Raw genomic sequence first — 16,054 nt, forward strand, 5'->3', positions numbered from 1 at the left:
TCAGAAGTCGAATCGGGTGTGTCGGGTCCAGCCTAGTCCGAAGGCGCGGGATCCGGTGCGGTGCGTGCGCAGGTTCCGGGGTGCGTGCCCGGGTGCGGCGCGCGGCTCCGGGTCTCAGCCGCCGAGCACCCAGGCGAGCATCTGCTCCGAGAGCTCCGGGTCGCGCCGCAGCTCCTCCCCATCGAGGGTGTTGAGCGGCACGCTGATGCGGGCCGAGGAGGTGAGCCAGACGCCGTCGGCAGCGGTGAGGTCGTCGACGGTGAGGTCGGTGTAGGAGCACAGGAGGCCCGCCTCGGCCGCGTGGGCGAAGATCGTCTGCTGGGTGGTGCCGTGGAGCAGCCCGGCCTTGGGGTCGGGGGTGAGGAGTTCGCCGCCGCGGCGGATCACGACGTTCGCGGTGGGGCCCTCGAGCACCCGGCCGTCGTGGGAGAGGAAGATGACGTCGTCGACGCCCTGGGACGCCGCCCAGCGCGCGGCGGCCTGGTTCGTCGCATAGGACAGCGTCTTGGCGCCGATGAGCATCCACGGCGCCGACTGCCCGACGTAGGCCGGGAACCCCTTGTCGAGGGTGATGACGTCGATCCCGTGCGCGCGCTGCCCGGGGTACTTCGCGTCGAGGGGGATCGACAGCACCCAGCCCGAGGCCTCGGCCAGGCCGCGGCTCATGCTGTAGCGGACGGTGAACGCCTCGTCGTCGCCGCGCCGCTCCCGATGGTCGGCGATGACCGCGTCGAGCGCGGCGTGCCAGAGCGTCGGGTCCGGTGCGGGCAGGTCGAGCATCGCGGCCGAGGCGCGGAACCGGGAGAAGTGGAGCTCGCGCGCGTGGAGGTGGTCGGCGCCGGCGAGCCGGGTGACGAGCACGGTCTCGAAGATGCCGTCGCCGCGGTGCGGGGCGAGGTCGTCGACCCGCAGGTGCGGGGCGCGGGGGTCGACGAGGCGGAACTCCGCGCCGGCGAGGTCGATGAGCGCGAGCGAGTCGGACACGGGGGCAGCTGACATGAGGCTCATCCTAGAGCGATGCGCGGTCGTCGAGCAGGGCGGGGAGCCTGCGGCCGAGGCGGTCGAGGAGTTCCGCCGCGTCGTGGAGCACCCCATCGGAGTGGAAGAAGCCATGGACCGTGCGCGGGTACTCCCAGAGCTCGCACGACGTGCCCGACGCGGCGAGGCCGGCGGCGAACGCCTCGCCCTCGCTGCGGAGCACGTCGCAGCCGGCGGTGACGACGATGGTGGGCGGGAGTCCGTGGAGCTCCGCCCGCCCCACCGAGGCGAGCGGGTGGAAGCGCGATCCCGCGTCCGTGTAGCAGTCCCAGTAGTAGGCCATGCGGTCGGCGGTGAGCCCGTGATCGGTGGCGAAGTCGCGGTAGGAGGCGGTGTCGCAGGCGGCGTCGGTGGCGGGATAGAGGAGGACGAGGGCCGCCGGTCGGTGGGTGCTCGTGCAGCGGTGGACGGGTGGGACGGCGGGGTCGGCCCCCGCGGCCGCCCGGTGCTGCGGCACGGGGATCTCCGCCGCGTCGCGCAGGGCGAGTGCGGTGGCGGCGGCGAGGTTCCCGCCCGCGGAGTCCCCGATGATCCCGATCCGCGCGGGGTCGACCCCGAGCTCCGCGGCGTGCGCGACGACCCAGGCGAAGGCCGCGACGCAGTCGAGGAGGGGGAGCGGGAACGGGTGCTCGGGGGCCTTCGCATAGGTCACGGTGACGACGACCGCGCCGGCGTCGACGGCGAGTCGGCGGGCCGCGACGTCCGCGATCTCCGCGGTCCCCGTCACCCAGCCTCCGCCGGGCAGCATGAGGAGCGCGGGGCGCAGGGGCGATTCCGCAGGGGCCGGAGCCGGATCCGCGGCATCCGTGCCCGAGGTGCCCGCGGCTCCCTGCGGGCCCGCCGCGGGGGCCGGCCCCGGGTCGTGGATGCGCAGCGGGACGTAGCCGGCCGGCCCGACGGCGAAGGTATCGCGGACCGCGGCGACGGGGACCGGTGCGGACTGGCGCCAGGCGAGGTCGACGGCGGCGGCGCGCGCCTCGGCGAGGGTGAGCTGCGGGGCGGGGACAGGATTGCGGCGCGCATTCTCCGCGAGGTACGCGCGCGCCTCATCGCTCAGGGTGAACCGGGACATGCGAGCGACTGTACCCGCCCGCCGCGCCCGCCGGCGCAGCGCTCGCGTCAGCCGATCGCGGTGCCGAACAGCAGGCCGAGGGCGAAGGTCACGGCCGCCGCTCCGTAGCCGATCGCGAGCTGGCGGAGCGCCCGCGGCAGCGGCGCGCGGCCGGACAGCACGCCGACGACGCCGCCGGTGAACAGGAGCGCGAGGCCGACGAGCACGGCGGCGAGGATGATCGCGGGGTATCCGGACATGCCGAACATGTAGGGCAGGATCGGGATGACCGCGCCGGAGGCGAAGAAGCAGAACGAGGAGGAGGCGGCGCCGAGGCCGGTGCCGAGCTCCTCGTGCTCGCCTTCGGCGGGCACGTGCAGTCCGTGACGGCCGCCCGGGTGGGAGGCGGTGCGGATCGCCTCGGCGGCGGCGGCCTCCGCCTCGTCGGTGTCCATGCCGCGGGCGCGGAACACGAGGGCGAGCTCGTTCGCGTCGATGTCGAGGGCGGCGATCGCGGTGCGGGATTCCGGGTCCGGGGTCGAGGCCTCGAGGAGCTCGCGCTGGGAGCGCACGGAGACGTATTCGCCGGCCCCCATCGAGAGCGCGCCGGCGAGCAGGCCGGAGATGCCGGTGAGGAGGATCGTGCCGGTGGAGACGCCGGCGGCCCCGACGCCGAGCACGAGGGCGAGGTTGGAGACGAGGCCGTCGTTGGCGCCGAACACCGCGGCGCGGAAGTTGCCGGAGAGCTTGGCGCGGGAACGGGCGGCGAGCGCTCGGACGACCTCGGCGTGGATCTTCTCGTCGGCGGCCATCGCGTCGGTGGCGTACCAGTCGCTGTCATAGGGCGAGCTCGTCTCCGACTGCTGAGCGAGGGCGAGGACGAACACCGAGCCGAACATGCGGCCGAGCACGGACAGGATGAGGGTGCCGAGGTCGGGCAGGCGGCGCCGTTCGGCATGGGGGCCGAGCAGGGTGATCCAGTGCTGCTGGTGGCGGTGCTCGGCGTCGGCGAGGCCGAGGAGGATCTCCCGCTCCTGGCCGGTCTTGCGGTCGGCGAGGCTGCGGTAGACGCGCTCCTCGAGGCGCTCGTTGGCGAGGTGGCGCTGCCAGCGATGGATGAGCTTGTAGCTCGGCTCCTGGGGGACTGCTCTGCGTTCGGGCACGGTCATGAGCATATGAGGATCCGCGCATGAATTCAACACTTGCGCAATTGGTTGAATGACGGGTGCGACAGGTCGGGGCAGGCGTGGGGGGCTGTTGGGAAGGCGCGGGGGGGCTGTTGGGAAGGCGCGGGTCCGGGCTCGCCGGGGGGACTGCGGCCGGTGCGCGCCTCAGTCGACGGCGAGGTGCATGCGCAGGGTGTCGCCGGGGGGCAGCGGTGAAGAGATCCGGGCGGGCTCGACGCACACGAAGCCGTGGTGCGCCCGGGCTGTCGTGTCGCCGAGCTGCTGTGCGGGGTTCCACACGACGGCGTCCGTCGCGTTCGTCGTCACGGTGAGGCGCCGGCCGAGCGCGGGATCGGTGATGACGATGCGGTGGTCGGCGGTGCCCGCGGTTCCGGCGAGCGGGAACACCGAGTCGATGCCCTCGGCCGGGACGTGCAGCGTCCGGTCGGTCACTCCTGCGATCTCGGTGCGCTGCGCGTCGCCGACCGCGAAGTACGCGTGGAGCGCGGCGGTGACGGGCGGTTCGGGCGGGGCCGGGGTGGCACCGGGTGCTTGCGCGGCCCGCAGGGGAGCCCCGGTGGTGGTCTCCGGCACGGGATCGGCGCGGTGGGCGAGCTCGACGGAGAGCCCGTCGCCGAGGCGCACGGTGAGGCCTGCCGCGGCGCCGCGATGGGAGAAGCCGAGGCGCACCTCGGCCCCGGTGCCGTCGACGGCGAGCGCCTCGACGTCCCAGGTGTGCAGGCGCGCCCAGCCGTGCTGTGGGGTCGATGCGGGGCCGAACCAGGGCCAGCACACCGGGATCCCGCCGCGGATCGCCGCCCCGGTGTCGAAACGGGCGAGCGAGGAGGTGAAGAGGGTGTCGGGCCGGCCGGCGGGACGATGGGCGAGCACCTGCGCGCCGAAGCGCGAGACCACGGCGACAGCCGTGTCGAAGCGGAGGACGAGGAGGTCGACCGCTCCCATCCGGGTGGCGTCGATGCGGCCGCGCTCGCCCTCGGCGAGGGTCTCGCTCGGGAGCGAGAGGAAGTCCTCTGCGGAGAGCAGGTCGTCACGGGCGGGGGCGGTGTTCGGGTCCTCGGGATGCACCATGGGATCACTGTTCCACTCGAGTCTGAGAAGTTATCGATGTCTCGGATGTCAAGACAATTGCCGTTTTTTCGTTATCGTTTCGTGACTTTCGGGCCTCAAATGAGAACTGGCTGTGTACTACCGTGGTGGACCATGTGATGCGCGTCACCAAAACGTGACCTTCGCACCACGCACAGCCCATAGCGACACCCAGTCCTCCGGGCACTCCGCCCAGTGATCACTGATCGCGTCCGCGCAGCTCCGGCACCACCGCATGGACCGACAGGGGCTCATCACACACGAAGGAACGAAAGGTCGACATGTCCAAGAGATTCACCCACAGCGCGCTCGCCGTCACCGCGGCCGCCGCGCTCGGGCTCGCCACCGGGGGCCCCGTGCTCGCGGCGCCCATCTCCGTGCACACCGATATGGATGTCACCGGAGAGGCCGCCCTGGCCCACCTCCAGGAGCTCTCCGATATCTCCCTCGACCACGCCGACGCGGGCTACCGTGCTGTCGACACCCCCGGCTACAAGGCTGCGAGCGAATACGTCGAGAAGGTGCTCGAGGCCAGCGGCAAGTTCGACGTCACGCGCGACACCTTCACCGTGCCGACCCAGACCTTCGGCGAGGTCTCCTTCAGCGTCGAGGGCGAGGCGCAGGAGACGTTCTCCACGCTGTCGAACGCCGAGGGCACCGACGCCCCGCTCACCGACACCGCGGTCACCCTGCCCACCGACGACGCCTACGGCGACAAGGCCGGCGGGGAGCTCGGCTGCGAGACCGGCGACTACAGCGACGCCAACGCCGGCACGATCGTGCTCGTGCAGCGCGGTGTCTGCGCCTTCGGCGAGAAGGTCACCGCCGCGACCGAGGCCGGCGCGGCCGCCGTCATCATCTACAACCACTCCCCGGGCGCGCTCAACGGCACCGTCGGCGACCGCGTCGAGGGCAACATCGCGGGCGCTTCGATGGAGCTCGCCGAGGGCGATGCGCTGCGCGAGCAGATCCTCGCCGCCGGGGACACCCCGGTGCTCGGCGACCTCACCGTGGAGACGACCTTCGAGGACATCGAGACCTGGAACGTCATCGCCGAGACCAAGGCTGGCGACCCCGACGACGTGCAGATGATGGGCGCGCACCTCGACGGCGTAGCCGAAGGCCCCGGCGTCAACGACAACGCCTCCGGCGTGGCCGGGCTGCTCGCCGTGGCAGAAGGCCTCGCCGCCCAGCCGCACGACGTCGACAACCAGGTCCGGATGGGATTCTGGGGTGCCGAGGAGATCGGTCTCGTCGGCTCCACCGAGTACGTCGCGTCGCTGAGCGACGAGGAGAAGGAGCGGATCTCCTCGTACCTCAACTACGACATGATCGGCTCGGAGAACTACGTCATCGGCACGCTCGACTCCGACGGCTCGGACGTCCCGATCCCCGACGGCGTCAACGTGCCGGAGGGATCGGCGGAGCTCGAGGAGATCTTCACCGGCTACTTCGACTCGATCGGCCAGCCGCACGTCGGCACCGAGTTCTCCGGTCGCTCCGACTACCAGGCGTTCATCGACAACGGCATCCCGGTCTCCGGCCTGTTCACCGGTGCCGACGCGATCAAGACCGAGGAAGAGGTGGAGCTGTTCGGCGGCACCGCCGGCGTCCAGCAGGACCGGAACTACCACACGATCGACGACACCTACGAGAACGTCGACCAGGAGGCCATGGGCATCATGGTGCCGGCGATGGCCTACGCGGCCCACGTCGTCGCCTACGATCTCGATCCGGTCGCCTCTGTCGATCGGGACCGTGTCTCCGTCAAGGACCTCAAGAAGTCCGGCGTGGAGGTCACCGTGACCAACCTCGAACCGGGCCAGACCGTGGACTGGACGCTGACGGCCGACGGTCGCACGAAGCCGGGCAAGTCGCCGGCCTCGGGCACCGCGACCGCCGATGAGTCCGGCACCGCGACCTTCACCGTCAAGGGCATCGACCCGAGCGCCGTCCGGGGCCTGCCCGGCGGCTACACCGTGAGCGTCGACACCGGCGACACCGCCGTCGAGGTCGGATTCACCGTGGGCGGCAAGGGCTGATCGCCTGACCCGACCCATCTGACCCATCCGCCACACGGCAATATCCTGCGGTTCCTGAGAACGGAACCGCAGGATATTGCCGTTTCACGTGTGAGCGAGCAGGCGCGGGCACGGGATCGACCGAACGGTTGATGCATCGCCTGGCCGGACCGGGGATACTGTCCGGGTGACTCCCAAGAAGCTCTTCACCGTGTTCGCGATCGCCGAGGCGATCACCTGGACCCTGCTCATCATCGGCCTCATCCTCAAGTACGTCACCCAGACGACGGAGGTGGGGGTGCGGATCGGCGGTGGTATCCACGGCTTCGTGTTCCTCACCTACTGCGTCGTGACCGTGCTCGTCGGCACCTCGCAGCGCTGGCCGCTCGGCCGCACGATCCTCGGCCTGTTCAGCGCCGTCATCCCGTATGCGACGATCCCGTTCGAAATCGATGCACGCCGCCGCGGCCTCCTCGACGGCGACTGGCAGCTCGCTCGCGGCGGCCGTGCTCCGCGGAACTGGTTCGAACGCCTCTGCGCCTGGGCGATCGCCCACCCGCTCCTCGCGGTCGTCGTCGGCCTGCTCGGCGTCGCACTGCTCTTCACCGTGCTCCTCATGCTCGGCCCGCCGATCCCCAAGGGCTGAGCCGACACCCGGCTCGCACTGTGGGCGCCGTCTCCGGGCGGGTGTCAGGCGAGTCCCGCACCCCGCACCGTCCGGGCGACCTCGGCGCGCTCGTCCTCCTCGAGGGGGCGCAGCGGATGCGGCAGGCAGTCATCCGCGACGAGGTCGAGCTCCGCCGCGGCGGCGGCCATGACCCGGACGCTGCCGTGCTGGGCGAGGAGCGGCCACAGCTCCTCGAGGTCGTGTGCAGTGTCCGACGCGCCCGATCGGGCGGCGTCGAACAGCGTGCGGGCGGCTCGCGGGAACAGGCCGCCGACCACCGAGTGCCAGGCGTCGGCGCCCGCGGCCAGGTGCGCCGCCGCTGCCGCGTCGCCGCTGATCCCGATCGCCGCATCGGGTCCGACCGCTTCCCGGATCCGGGCCAGCCGTTCTGCGGGCTGCGCCTCGGTGCCGTCGGTCGGCGGGATCTTCACCCCGGTGACCGAGGGGATGCCAGACAGGCGGGCGTAGAGGTCGAGGGAGAACCGGAACCCGGTGGTGCCGGGATTGTCGTAGATGCAGATCGGCAGGTCGACCGCTTCGGCGACGGCGGCGAACAGGCCGATCACCTCGGAATCCCGGAGCGGCTGGTAGCTCACCGGGGCCAGCAGCAGCCCCGCGGCGCCGAGCTGCTCGGCCGTGCGCGCCCGGGCGAGGACCTCGCGGGTGCGCAGGGCTCCGACGCCGGCGACCACGGGTGTGCCCCCGGCCCCTGCGAGGATCGTGCGCAGCGCCGTCGTCCACTCCTCCCGGTCGAGATAGGCGTACGATCCGGTCGACCCGAGGGCCCCGATGCTGTCGACGAGAGCCGGGCCGATGTCCGCACCCTCGGCAGCGGGCGCCGGGGCCAGGCGTCCGACGAGTCCGCGCAGGGCGGGCGCATCGAGGACGTCGTCGCGCAGCGGGGTGAGCGGGAAGGCGGACAGGCCGTGGAACGGTCCGTGCGGTACGGGAGTCATGGCGTGCCCGGTCGCATCGTGGCGGCCCACCGTCACTGCCTTCCGTCGACGACAGCGGCGGCGATGTCCCTGAGCCCGCGGAACTGGACGGTGCGCATCTCGTCGTCGAGGGGAGTCGGCCAGGAGCTGTGCTTGGCGATGACGACGCCCTCGGCGAGGTCGACATAGAGGATCTGGCCGTGGATGCCCACGGCGCACACGACCGGAGCATCGGTGTCGGGGACGTACCAGAAGTTCCGGTAGGTGCCGTTGGGGAAATCGCGGATGTGGGCGCCCGCTCGCCACCGCGCAGCGTCTCCGGTGAAGAGATCGCGGACGAAGCCCTCCGGCACCGGCGAGCGATCGATGGTGAGGTGGTGGCCGAGGCGGGCGAGATCACGGGTCGAGCAGGAGAGACCTCCGGCGGCCCGCCCCGCACCGTGGGCGTCGACGGTGAGGTCCGCATCGGACTCGGCGCCGATCGGCGTCCAGAGGTGCGTCGAGAAGAGATCCGGCAGCCGCCGCCCGGTGGCGCGCTCGAGCACCCAGCCGGCCATGTCGGACGTCGGGGAGGCGTAGTGGTACTCGGCGCCCTCCGGTGCCCGCCGCTCGAGGGAGGGCAGGAAGGCGTGGAGTCCCTCGCTCCCGCCCGGGATCCAGCCGGTCGCGCGGCGGTACTCGATCATGCGCGGGTCGCCCATCGCGTAATCCTCCGAGAACGCGAGCGGGACCGCCATGTCGAACAGCGGCTGGATCCCGACGTCGAAGCCGGAGCCCGCGACCTCCGGGACGTACTTCGTCACCGGGTCGGTGAAGGCGAACGCGCCGTCGGCCGCAAGGATCCCTCCGAGCAGGCCGAGCAGGGACTTCGTGACGCTGAAGTTGATGTGGAGGGCATCGGCGGACGTGTTCTCGGCGTACCACTCGAACTGCACCTCACCCCGGGAGAGCACCACGATCGAGTCGGTGGCGGTGCTCTCGAGGTACTTCTCGACCGGAACGCCGCTGTGGCGCAGCGGGGTGTCCGGGGCCACTGCGCTGCGCGCGGCCGCGGTGAGCTCGAACGTGCTGTTCCCCCGTGCCACCTTCGCGGTGGGGATGATCTCTCGGACATGGGTGAATGCCCACCGGTTGGTCTCCGGGGTCATCCACGTCTCCAGCAGCGTCTTCACTGCTCTCTCCTCTCCGGCATGCAGGCGCCCGCTGTTCCGGCCGGCCCTGCTCGGGTGTGATGGGAACGATACCCCCGAATCGGATCAGCCTCCTCGCCGGACATCCGGGTGAGGGACCGCTGCCGATGCCCCGTCATGCACAGTGACCGCGGAGCCGGTGCTCGGCACCCACGCCTCCGCCGCGACGGGGCGCCGCCACCGCCACCCGGGTGTCGGAGCGGGAACATCGCGCCCGCACCGCCGCCACGGACCGCGTGGCATAGTGGGAGGATCACTGCTCCCGGGCCGCTCGCACCGGTCCATCGCGAAAGGCCGCGCCCATGCCGGATCTCGTCCCCGTTCTCATCATCGCGGCGATCATCGTCGTCGTCCTCATCGGGCTGTTCGTCCTGCTGCGGTCCTACCGCATCGCCTCCCCGTCCGAGGCCCTCATCATCACCGGCCGCGGCTCCTCGAGCGAGGACGTCGCGCAGGGCGGCCGCGTGGTCATCGGCGGACGCGCCGTGGTGTACCCGGTGGTACAGAAGGCCTTCGTCATGTCGCTGTCATCGCGGCAGATCTCCGTGGAGATCGACGGCATCTCGAAGAACGGCATCGCGCTGCGGCTGCGCGGCGTCGCGCAGGTCAAGGTCGGCGGCAACGTCGACGACGTGCGCCGGGCCGCCCAGCGGTTCCTCGACCAGCAGGCGCAGATCGACCACTACAGCCAGGAGATCCTGTCCGGCACCCTGCGCGCCGTGGTCGGCACGCTCACCGTCGAGCAGATCATCCAGGACCGCGCCTCGTTCGCCGCGCAGGTGCAGGAGGAGTCCGCGCACTCGATGAACAACCAGGGCCTCGTCATCGACACCTTCCAGATCTCGGCCGTCGAGGACGAGGGCTCCTACCTGCGCGACTGGGGCCGCCCGCAGGCCGCCGAGGTCGCGAAGAACGCCGCCATCGCCGAGGCGAACGCCCACCGCGAGGCCGCCGTCGCAGCCGCTCTGCAGAACGAGGAGACGCAGCGCCAGCAGGCGCTCACCGACCAGGCGATCGCCGAGCAGCAGCAGAAGCTCGCGCTCCGCCGCGCCGAGCTCAAGGAGGACGCCGACGTCCGCCAGGCCGTCGCCGACAACGCCGGCCCGCTGTCCGCGGCCGCCGAGCAGCAGAAGCTCCTCGAGCGGGAGCGGATCGTCGCCAAGGAGCAGGCCGAGGTCCGCGCCGAGCAGCTCGAGGCCGAGGTCAAGCGGCCGGCCGACGCGGAGAAGTACCGCCGCCAGGCCGAGGCCGACGCGCAGGCCTACGAGATCGACGCCCGCGGCCGCGCCGAGGCCGCCGCCGCGCTCCACCGCCGTGAGAAGGAGGCCGAGGCCGTCAAGCTCGAGGGCGAGGCGCAGGCCGCCGCGGAGCTCGCCCGCCGGTCCAAGGATGCCGAGGCCGTGCGGCTCGCCGGTGAGGCCGAGGCCGCCGCCACCCGGGCGCGCGGTGAGGCCGACGCGGCCGCTGAGTTCGCGCGCCGGTCGAAGGACGCCGAGGCGGTGCGCCTCGAGGGCGACTCCGAGGCCTCCGCGATCCGTGCCCGCGGTGAGGCCGAGGCCGAGGCCCGTCGCGCCCAGGGCGCCGCAGAGGCGGAGGCACTGGAGAAGCAGGCCGCCGCGTACAAGCACTTCAACGACGCAGCCGTGCTCAACCAGGTGCTCCACACCCTGCCGAGCCTCGCCGGGAAGCTCGTCGAGCCCTACGCGAACATCAAGGACCTGTCGATCGTGTCGACGGACGGGGAGTCGAAGCTCGCGCAGAGCATGTCGTCGAACCTCGCCTCGGTGCTCGAGGTGCTCCGCGGCACCACCGGGGTCGACCTCGCCGACATGGTCAAGCGGGCGTCGGGGAAGTCCGGCGGATTCGCCCCCGACGGCACCGGCATGCCGCGCAGCGCCTCCGAGGCGGCGAGTGCGATCTCCGACATCGTCGAGCGCTACGCCGCGGGAGCGGACGGCGCCGGGGATCCCGGTGACGACGGCGCCGGCGACCGGGGTCCGGCCGATGTGCGCGGCGGCACCGATCCGCGGACCGCGTCGGGCAGTGACTTCGCCGCCGGGCTCGGTCGGCTCGGCGACGACGTCAAGCGCTCGACCGGCATCGACGTCAACGCCCTCATCGAGGAGGCGCTGCGGGCCAAGCGGACCGGCGGGGCGGGCGGACCGTCCGGAACTGCCCGGCCCGGTACAGGCACCTCCGGTACCTCCAGTGCATCCGGTACCTCCAGTGCGGCGGGGTCCGACTCCGCCGAGGACGACGACTCCGACGAGACGGGCCGCCGCGACGGCAGCACCTGATCCGAGGACCGTGCCCCGGGAGCCGCAGCGCCCCGGGTCACGGTCGTCTCCCGAGCCGGGTGGTGTGCGGGCCACGGTCATGTCCGGGTGCGGTCGTGCCCGGGACCGGCGGGCGGAGTCGTGCAGCACCCGGGGCAGGGCTGGATCCGAGGGGCGGATCCGAGCGTCGCGGTGGGCGGCCAGTGGAAGCGCACTCCGACGAAGTATCAACATATAACCATGTATTGATATACAATGGGATCACCGCAGTGAAGGGAGATCCCATGGGACTCGGCCACGATCACGCGCGACCGGCGGACGACCTCGCGAACGGCTCGGCGCACGGTGAAGCGACGGCGGCGGGGACGCGCCGGCGCCTCGGCCTCGTGCTCGCGATCACCGCGACGGTCCTCCTCGCTGAACTCATCGGGACCGTCCTCACCGGCTCGCTCGCGCTGCTCACCGACGCCGCCCACATGCTTGTTGACGTCGGCGGCCTGACGATGGCGTTCCTCGCCGCCGGCCTCGTCCGGCGCCCGGCGACCGCCCGCCGGACCTGGGGGCTGCGCCGCGTCGAGGTGCTCGCCGCCGGAGCGCAGGCGCTGCTGCTCGCCGGGGTCGGCGTCTACGGCCTCGTCGAGGGGATCCGGCGGCTGTTCGCGCCCCCGGAGGTGCCCGGCGGGCTGCTCCTCGTGTTCGGTGCCATCGGTCTGGCGGGGAACATGGCCGGACTCCTCCTCCTGCGTTCCCGCCGGGCGGACGGCCTCAACCTCCGTGCGGCCTTCCTCGAGGTCGCCGCCGATGCGCTCGGCTCGGTCGCCGTGATCGCGGCCGCGCTCGTCATCTGGACCACCGGCTGGGGCCGCGCGGATGCGGTGGCCGGCATCCTCATCGCCCTCGTCATAGTCCCGCGCGCGCTCGTCATCCTGCGGGCGGTGGTCCGGATCCTGCTCGAGAGCGTGCCGGCGGAGATCGAGCTCGCCGAGGTGCACCGCCATCTCACCGAGCGGCCCGAGGTGCTCGACGTCCACGACCTCCACATCGCGCTCATCGACTCCCGCCTGCCCGTCCTCACCGCGCACGTCGTCGTCGCCGAGGCGTGCTTCGAGTCCGGGCGGGCCGGCCCGGTCCTGCGCGATCTGCGCTCCTGCCTGGCCGCGCACTTCAGCCCCGCGCTCACCCACACCACCCTCCAGCTCGAACCGGCCGGGGACGCCGCGGCGTGCGCCGGGGCGGCCGGGTTCGCGCCGGTCGACGCACCGAGCCGGTGGCCGGCGACGCCGAGCCGGTGTCCATCGGCGCGGGATGTGTGACCTGCGGCGCCGGGCCGGTGACGTGCGTCACGGGTGCAGTAGGGTCGGAACAGACCCCCCCCGACGACGTGAGGAGCACTGCCGATGGAGGCCTTCTACCGCCAGCTCGACGACACCCGGTTCGAGTCGACGCCGATGACCGCGGGGCCGTGGAGCCCCGACTTCCAGCACGCCGGCCCGCCGGCCGCGCTGCTCGCCCGGCAGATGCTCGCCGTCGATCCCAAGGAGGGCCAGCGGCTCGCCGACGTCCGTATCGACATCCTCGGGCCCGTGCCGGTCGCCGCGCTCGAGATCACCACCGAGGTCATCCGCAGCGGCCGCTCGATGGAGCTCGTGTCGGCCACCGCCTCCGCAGGTGGACGCCCCGCGCTGCTCGCCCGCGCCTGGCGGATCCTGGCAGCTCCCGAGGATTACCCGGCAGTGCCGGGCCGGCGCGATCCAAACGACCCCACGGTGGTGCCCGACGACCTCCCCGCTGCCGATGAGCGGCTCGCGACGATCCCGGGTGCCCACACCGGCGGCTATGGCACCGCAGTCGAATGGCGCTTCATCGAGGGCGGGGACCGGTCGCCCGCACTCGTGTGGGGCCGGCAGCACAACGCACTCGTCGAGGGGGAGGAGCCCACGGGCTGGCAGCGCGCGCTCGTCCTCGCCGACTCCGGCGGCGGCGTCAGCCTGCCCGTCGACCCGGCCCGCCACCGCCTCATCAACTGCGACCTCCACGTCGTGCTCGACCGCGAGCCCGAGGGCGAGTGGATCCGGATGAACTCCCAGTCGATCGTCACCCCCGGTCAGGGCGGGGTCGTCCACACCGAGCTCACCGATGTCCATGGGGGGATCGGATACGGCCTGCAGACGATGGTCGCCCAGAACATGGGGTGAGCGCGGAGGTCAGGAACGCTGTGCGCGGTCAGGTGCGCTGTGCGAGGGCGCGGATGAGTGCGGGCGTGGTCCGGCAGCAACCGCCGATCATCGCCGCTCCGGCATCCACCCAGGTCCCGGCCGCTGCGGCGCAGCCGGCCGGGTCCGGGGGCTCCGTGCCCCCGCCGGCGGGGTCGCTCGCATCGCTGAGCGGGTCGGATGCATCGCCGGTCGGGTGCTCGCCGACTGAGTGCTCGATGGCTGGGTGATCTTCGGTCGGCACCGGACCGGCCGTTGGCGTATCGCCTGCGTGCTCGCCGTCCGGCGGTGACCAGGTGCCGGTCGCGGCGTCGTAGGTCTCCCCGGAGTTCGGGTAGGCGAGGCCTGCGAACCCGGCCGCTCGCACCTCGGCGAGGGCCGGGGCGACGAGGTGGGCCGGACAGCAGTTGATGCCCACGGCCGCAGGCGCTCCCGGTGAACCGGGTGCCGGGAGCACGGCGAGGATCTGGCCGAGGGGTGTGCCGTCGGCCAGTGCGATCCCGCCGTGGGCGTCCGTGCGGATCGAGAGGCTGAGCCACCACTCGGCCTCCGGGTGCTCGCGCATCACGGCCACGAGTGCGGCGACCTCCGCGGGGTGCGGGATCGTCTCGCACGCGAACAACCGACAGCCGGCCGCGGCGAGCACCTCGATCCGCTCGGCATGGAACTCCTGGAGGTGCGTGGCGTCGACACCTGCCGGATAGTCCCCGGTGTACTCGGAGCCGTCGGCGAGGTACGCGCCGTAGGGCCCGATCGAGGAGGCCGTGAGCACCGGGCGGCCGTCCGGGGTGCGACGGCCGGCGGCCGCCTGCGCGACGAGATCCCAGGAGCGGGCGAGCAGCGCGCGGGCCCGGTCCTCCGGATGCCCCGCGGCGACGAGCCCCGGGACCGTCGCCTGGTAGGAGATCGATTCGACGACCTCGGCCCCGGCGTCGAGGTAGGCGACGTGCATGGCGGTGACGAGGCCGGGATCGGATTCGAGGAGCGCGGCCGCCCACAGGTCGCCGGACACATCCGCGCCCCGGCGTTCGAGCTCCGTGCCCGAGGCGCCGTCGAGCACGAGCGCCCGATGCTCCGTGCGCGCCCGGTTCAGCGCGGCCGCGAAGGGACGGTCGGGCTCATCCGACCCGCCCGGTCCCGGCTGCTCGGGTGAGGCCCCTCTCGGTCCCGGCTGCCCGGGTGAGGTCCGGCCCGACCTGGGCTCCCAGGGTCGCGACCCGCCCGGCTCCGCGGTCACTTCCGGGTGATCTCGATCGTGTCGGTGGTGAAGCGGCGCAGCTTCTCCGGGTCGATCGTGACGCCGAAGCCCGGCCCGGTCGGCACATCGACGACTCCGTCGTGCATGACGATCTCCTCGGTGATGTCCTCGTGGAAGAAGCGCTTCGAACCGGACACGTCACCGGGCAGGGTGAAGCCCGGCAGCGAGGCCATCGCCGCGTTCGCGGCCCGGCCCAGGCCGGTCTCGACCATGCCGCCGTGCCACACCGCGACGCCGTGGGCGGAGGCGAGGTCGTGGATCCGCTTGGCCTCGATGAACCCGCCCACACGGCCGGGCTTGATGTTGATGACCGAGGTGGCCCCGAGCGCGATGGCGTCCGCGGCGGCCTCCGCCGACACGATCGACTCGTCGAGGCACATCGGGGTGTCCATGAGCTTGGCGAGCTCGGAGTGCTGGCGGATGTCCGCCTCGCCGAGCGGCTGCTCGATGAGGAGCAGGCCGTAGTCGTCGAGCTTCTTCAGGTGCGCGGCGTCGACGAGGGTGTAGGCGGCGTTGGCGTCGACCTGGAACAGGAAGTCGTCGCCGAACGCCTTGCGCACCGCGGCCACCGGTTCGATGTCCGCTCCCGGCTTGATCTTGAGCTTGATGCGGGCGTAGCCCTCCTCGAGGTACTCGCCGATGACCCGCACGGTGTCCTCGACGGTGTCCTGGATGCCGACCGAGACACCCGAGGGGATCGTGTCGACCACGCCGCCCAGGTACTGCTGGAACGACAGGCCGGCCTGCTTGAGCTGCGCTTCGATGACCGCCATCTCGAGGGCCGACTTCGACATCCGGTGCCCGATGACGTGGCGCAGGTGCCAGCCGACGGTCTCCGCGGTGAGGTCCTCGACGTCGAAGAGGATCGGCGCGAGCCAGTCGCGGGTGACGGCCATGCCGCCGTCGATGTACTCCTCGGAGTAGAGCGGGGCGATCATCGCCACCGACTCGCCCCAGCCGGTGACCGGGCCCGACGGGGTGTCGAACCGCGCCTCGACGAGGTAGCAGTCCTTCTCCGTCTCCGTCATGAACGAGGTGGTGAACGGGGTGACCAGGGGGATCGAGAGGCGGTGGAGCGTGAGTCCGGTGAGCTGCATGGGGCACTTCCTTCTGCGCGGGTGCGGCGGGCGCG

Annotated in this window: 13 protein-coding genes; 5 read left to right on the plus strand and 8 right to left on the minus strand. The window is 72.2% G+C overall.

The window, feature by feature from the left end; translation table 11 throughout:
• Positions 1-114: 114 nt before the first annotated feature.
• The 4 genes from AB0I45_RS05600 to AB0I45_RS05615 all read right to left on the minus strand — a co-directional run bounded on the left by AB0I45_RS05600 (position 115) and on the right by AB0I45_RS05615 (position 4,344).
• On the minus strand, positions 115-999 hold the full coding sequence (locus AB0I45_RS05600) for an aminodeoxychorismate lyase (protein WP_295688516.1): 885 nt from the start codon (positions 997-999) through the stop codon (positions 115-117).
• Between the two features lie 10 nt (positions 1,000-1,009).
• Positions 1,010-2,110 carry an alpha/beta hydrolase gene (locus AB0I45_RS05605; protein WP_295688515.1) on the minus strand — a complete coding sequence of 367 codons (1,101 nt, stop codon included), beginning with the start codon at positions 2,108-2,110 and terminating at the stop codon, positions 1,010-1,012.
• A 47-nt stretch (positions 2,111-2,157) separates the two neighbouring features.
• A complete protein-coding gene (locus tag AB0I45_RS05610; RefSeq protein ID WP_345029237.1) occupies positions 2,158-3,252 on the minus strand; it encodes a VIT1/CCC1 transporter family protein in 1,095 nt (364 codons plus the stop codon).
• 168 nt (positions 3,253-3,420) lie between these two features.
• Entirely contained in the window at positions 3,421-4,344 is a 924-nt protein-coding gene (locus tag AB0I45_RS05615) for a hypothetical protein (protein ID WP_345029238.1), read from the minus strand.
• 299 nt (positions 4,345-4,643) lie between these two features.
• Between AB0I45_RS05615 and AB0I45_RS05620 the strand changes: the two genes are divergently transcribed.
• Complete coding sequence (locus AB0I45_RS05620) at positions 4,644-6,404, plus strand: M20/M25/M40 family metallo-hydrolase (protein ID WP_345029239.1); 1,761 nt, start codon at positions 4,644-4,646, stop codon at positions 6,402-6,404.
• Positions 6,405-6,570: 166 nt separating this feature from the next.
• Positions 6,571-7,029 (plus strand): DUF3817 domain-containing protein, encoded by a 459-nt coding sequence (locus AB0I45_RS05625; RefSeq protein WP_345029241.1) that lies wholly within the window; start codon positions 6,571-6,573, stop codon positions 7,027-7,029.
• A 44-nt stretch (positions 7,030-7,073) separates the two neighbouring features.
• On the opposite strand, the gene AB0I45_RS05630 is transcribed toward AB0I45_RS05625, so the two are convergent.
• Together AB0I45_RS05630 and AB0I45_RS05635 are read right to left on the minus strand one after the other, a co-directional pair.
• Positions 7,074-8,006 (minus strand): dihydrodipicolinate synthase family protein, encoded by a 933-nt coding sequence (locus AB0I45_RS05630; protein ID WP_345029242.1) that lies wholly within the window; start codon positions 8,004-8,006, stop codon positions 7,074-7,076.
• 32 nt (positions 8,007-8,038) lie between these two features.
• A complete protein-coding gene (locus AB0I45_RS05635) occupies positions 8,039-9,157 on the minus strand; it encodes a serine hydrolase (RefSeq protein WP_345029244.1) in 1,119 nt (372 codons plus the stop codon).
• Between the two features lie 320 nt (positions 9,158-9,477).
• Between AB0I45_RS05635 and AB0I45_RS05640 the strand changes: the two genes are divergently transcribed.
• The 3 genes from AB0I45_RS05640 (at position 9,478) to AB0I45_RS05650 (ending at position 13,646) form a co-directional block, all read left to right on the plus strand.
• Positions 9,478-11,472: an SPFH domain-containing protein gene (locus tag AB0I45_RS05640; RefSeq protein ID WP_295690017.1), complete on the plus strand. Its 1,995-nt coding sequence runs from the start codon at positions 9,478-9,480 to the stop codon at positions 11,470-11,472.
• 263 nt (positions 11,473-11,735) lie between these two features.
• Positions 11,736-12,764 (plus strand): cation diffusion facilitator family transporter, encoded by a 1,029-nt coding sequence (locus AB0I45_RS05645; protein WP_137318646.1) that lies wholly within the window; start codon positions 11,736-11,738, stop codon positions 12,762-12,764.
• An 84-nt stretch (positions 12,765-12,848) separates the two neighbouring features.
• Positions 12,849-13,646: a thioesterase family protein gene (locus AB0I45_RS05650; protein WP_345029248.1), complete on the plus strand. Its 798-nt coding sequence runs from the start codon at positions 12,849-12,851 to the stop codon at positions 13,644-13,646.
• 28 nt (positions 13,647-13,674) lie between these two features.
• On the opposite strand, the gene mmuM is transcribed toward AB0I45_RS05650, so the two are convergent.
• Entirely contained in the window at positions 13,675-14,901 is a 1,227-nt protein-coding gene (gene mmuM, locus AB0I45_RS05655) for a homocysteine S-methyltransferase (RefSeq protein ID WP_345029249.1), read from the minus strand.
• Positions 14,898-16,019, minus strand: coding sequence for an o-succinylbenzoate synthase (gene menC, locus AB0I45_RS05660; protein ID WP_345029251.1), 1,122 nt, complete (start codon positions 16,017-16,019; stop codon positions 14,898-14,900). The genes mmuM and menC overlap by 4 nt, the downstream gene beginning before the upstream one ends.
• Between the last annotated feature and the right edge of the window lie 35 nt (positions 16,020-16,054).

Origin of the sequence: Brevibacterium sp. NPDC049920 (assembly GCF_040656435.1) — a bacterium.
Classification (GTDB): domain Bacteria; phylum Actinomycetota; class Actinomycetes; order Actinomycetales; family Brevibacteriaceae; genus Brevibacterium; species Brevibacterium pityocampae.

Coding starts and splice junctions, on each gene's coding strand:
- AB0I45_RS05605 (WP_295688515.1), bottom strand. CDS start 2,110: ATGTCCCGGTTCACCCTGAGCGATGAGGCGCGCGCGTACCTCGCGGAG.
- AB0I45_RS05615 (WP_345029238.1), bottom strand. CDS start 4,344: ATGGTGCATCCCGAGGACCCGAACACCGCCCCCGCCCGTGACGACCTG.
- AB0I45_RS05640 (WP_295690017.1), top strand. CDS start 9,478: ATGCCGGATCTCGTCCCCGTTCTCATCATCGCGGCGATCATCGTCGTC.
- menC (WP_345029251.1), bottom strand. CDS start 16,019: ATGCAGCTCACCGGACTCACGCTCCACCGCCTCTCGATCCCCCTGGTC.
- AB0I45_RS05650 (WP_345029248.1), top strand. CDS start 12,849: ATGGAGGCCTTCTACCGCCAGCTCGACGACACCCGGTTCGAGTCGACG.
- AB0I45_RS05630 (WP_345029242.1), bottom strand. CDS start 8,006: ATGACTCCCGTACCGCACGGACCGTTCCACGGCCTGTCCGCCTTCCCG.
- AB0I45_RS05620 (WP_345029239.1), top strand. CDS start 4,644: ATGTCCAAGAGATTCACCCACAGCGCGCTCGCCGTCACCGCGGCCGCC.
- AB0I45_RS05645 (WP_137318646.1), top strand. CDS start 11,736: ATGGGACTCGGCCACGATCACGCGCGACCGGCGGACGACCTCGCGAAC.
- AB0I45_RS05600 (WP_295688516.1), bottom strand. CDS start 999: ATGTCAGCTGCCCCCGTGTCCGACTCGCTCGCGCTCATCGACCTCGCC.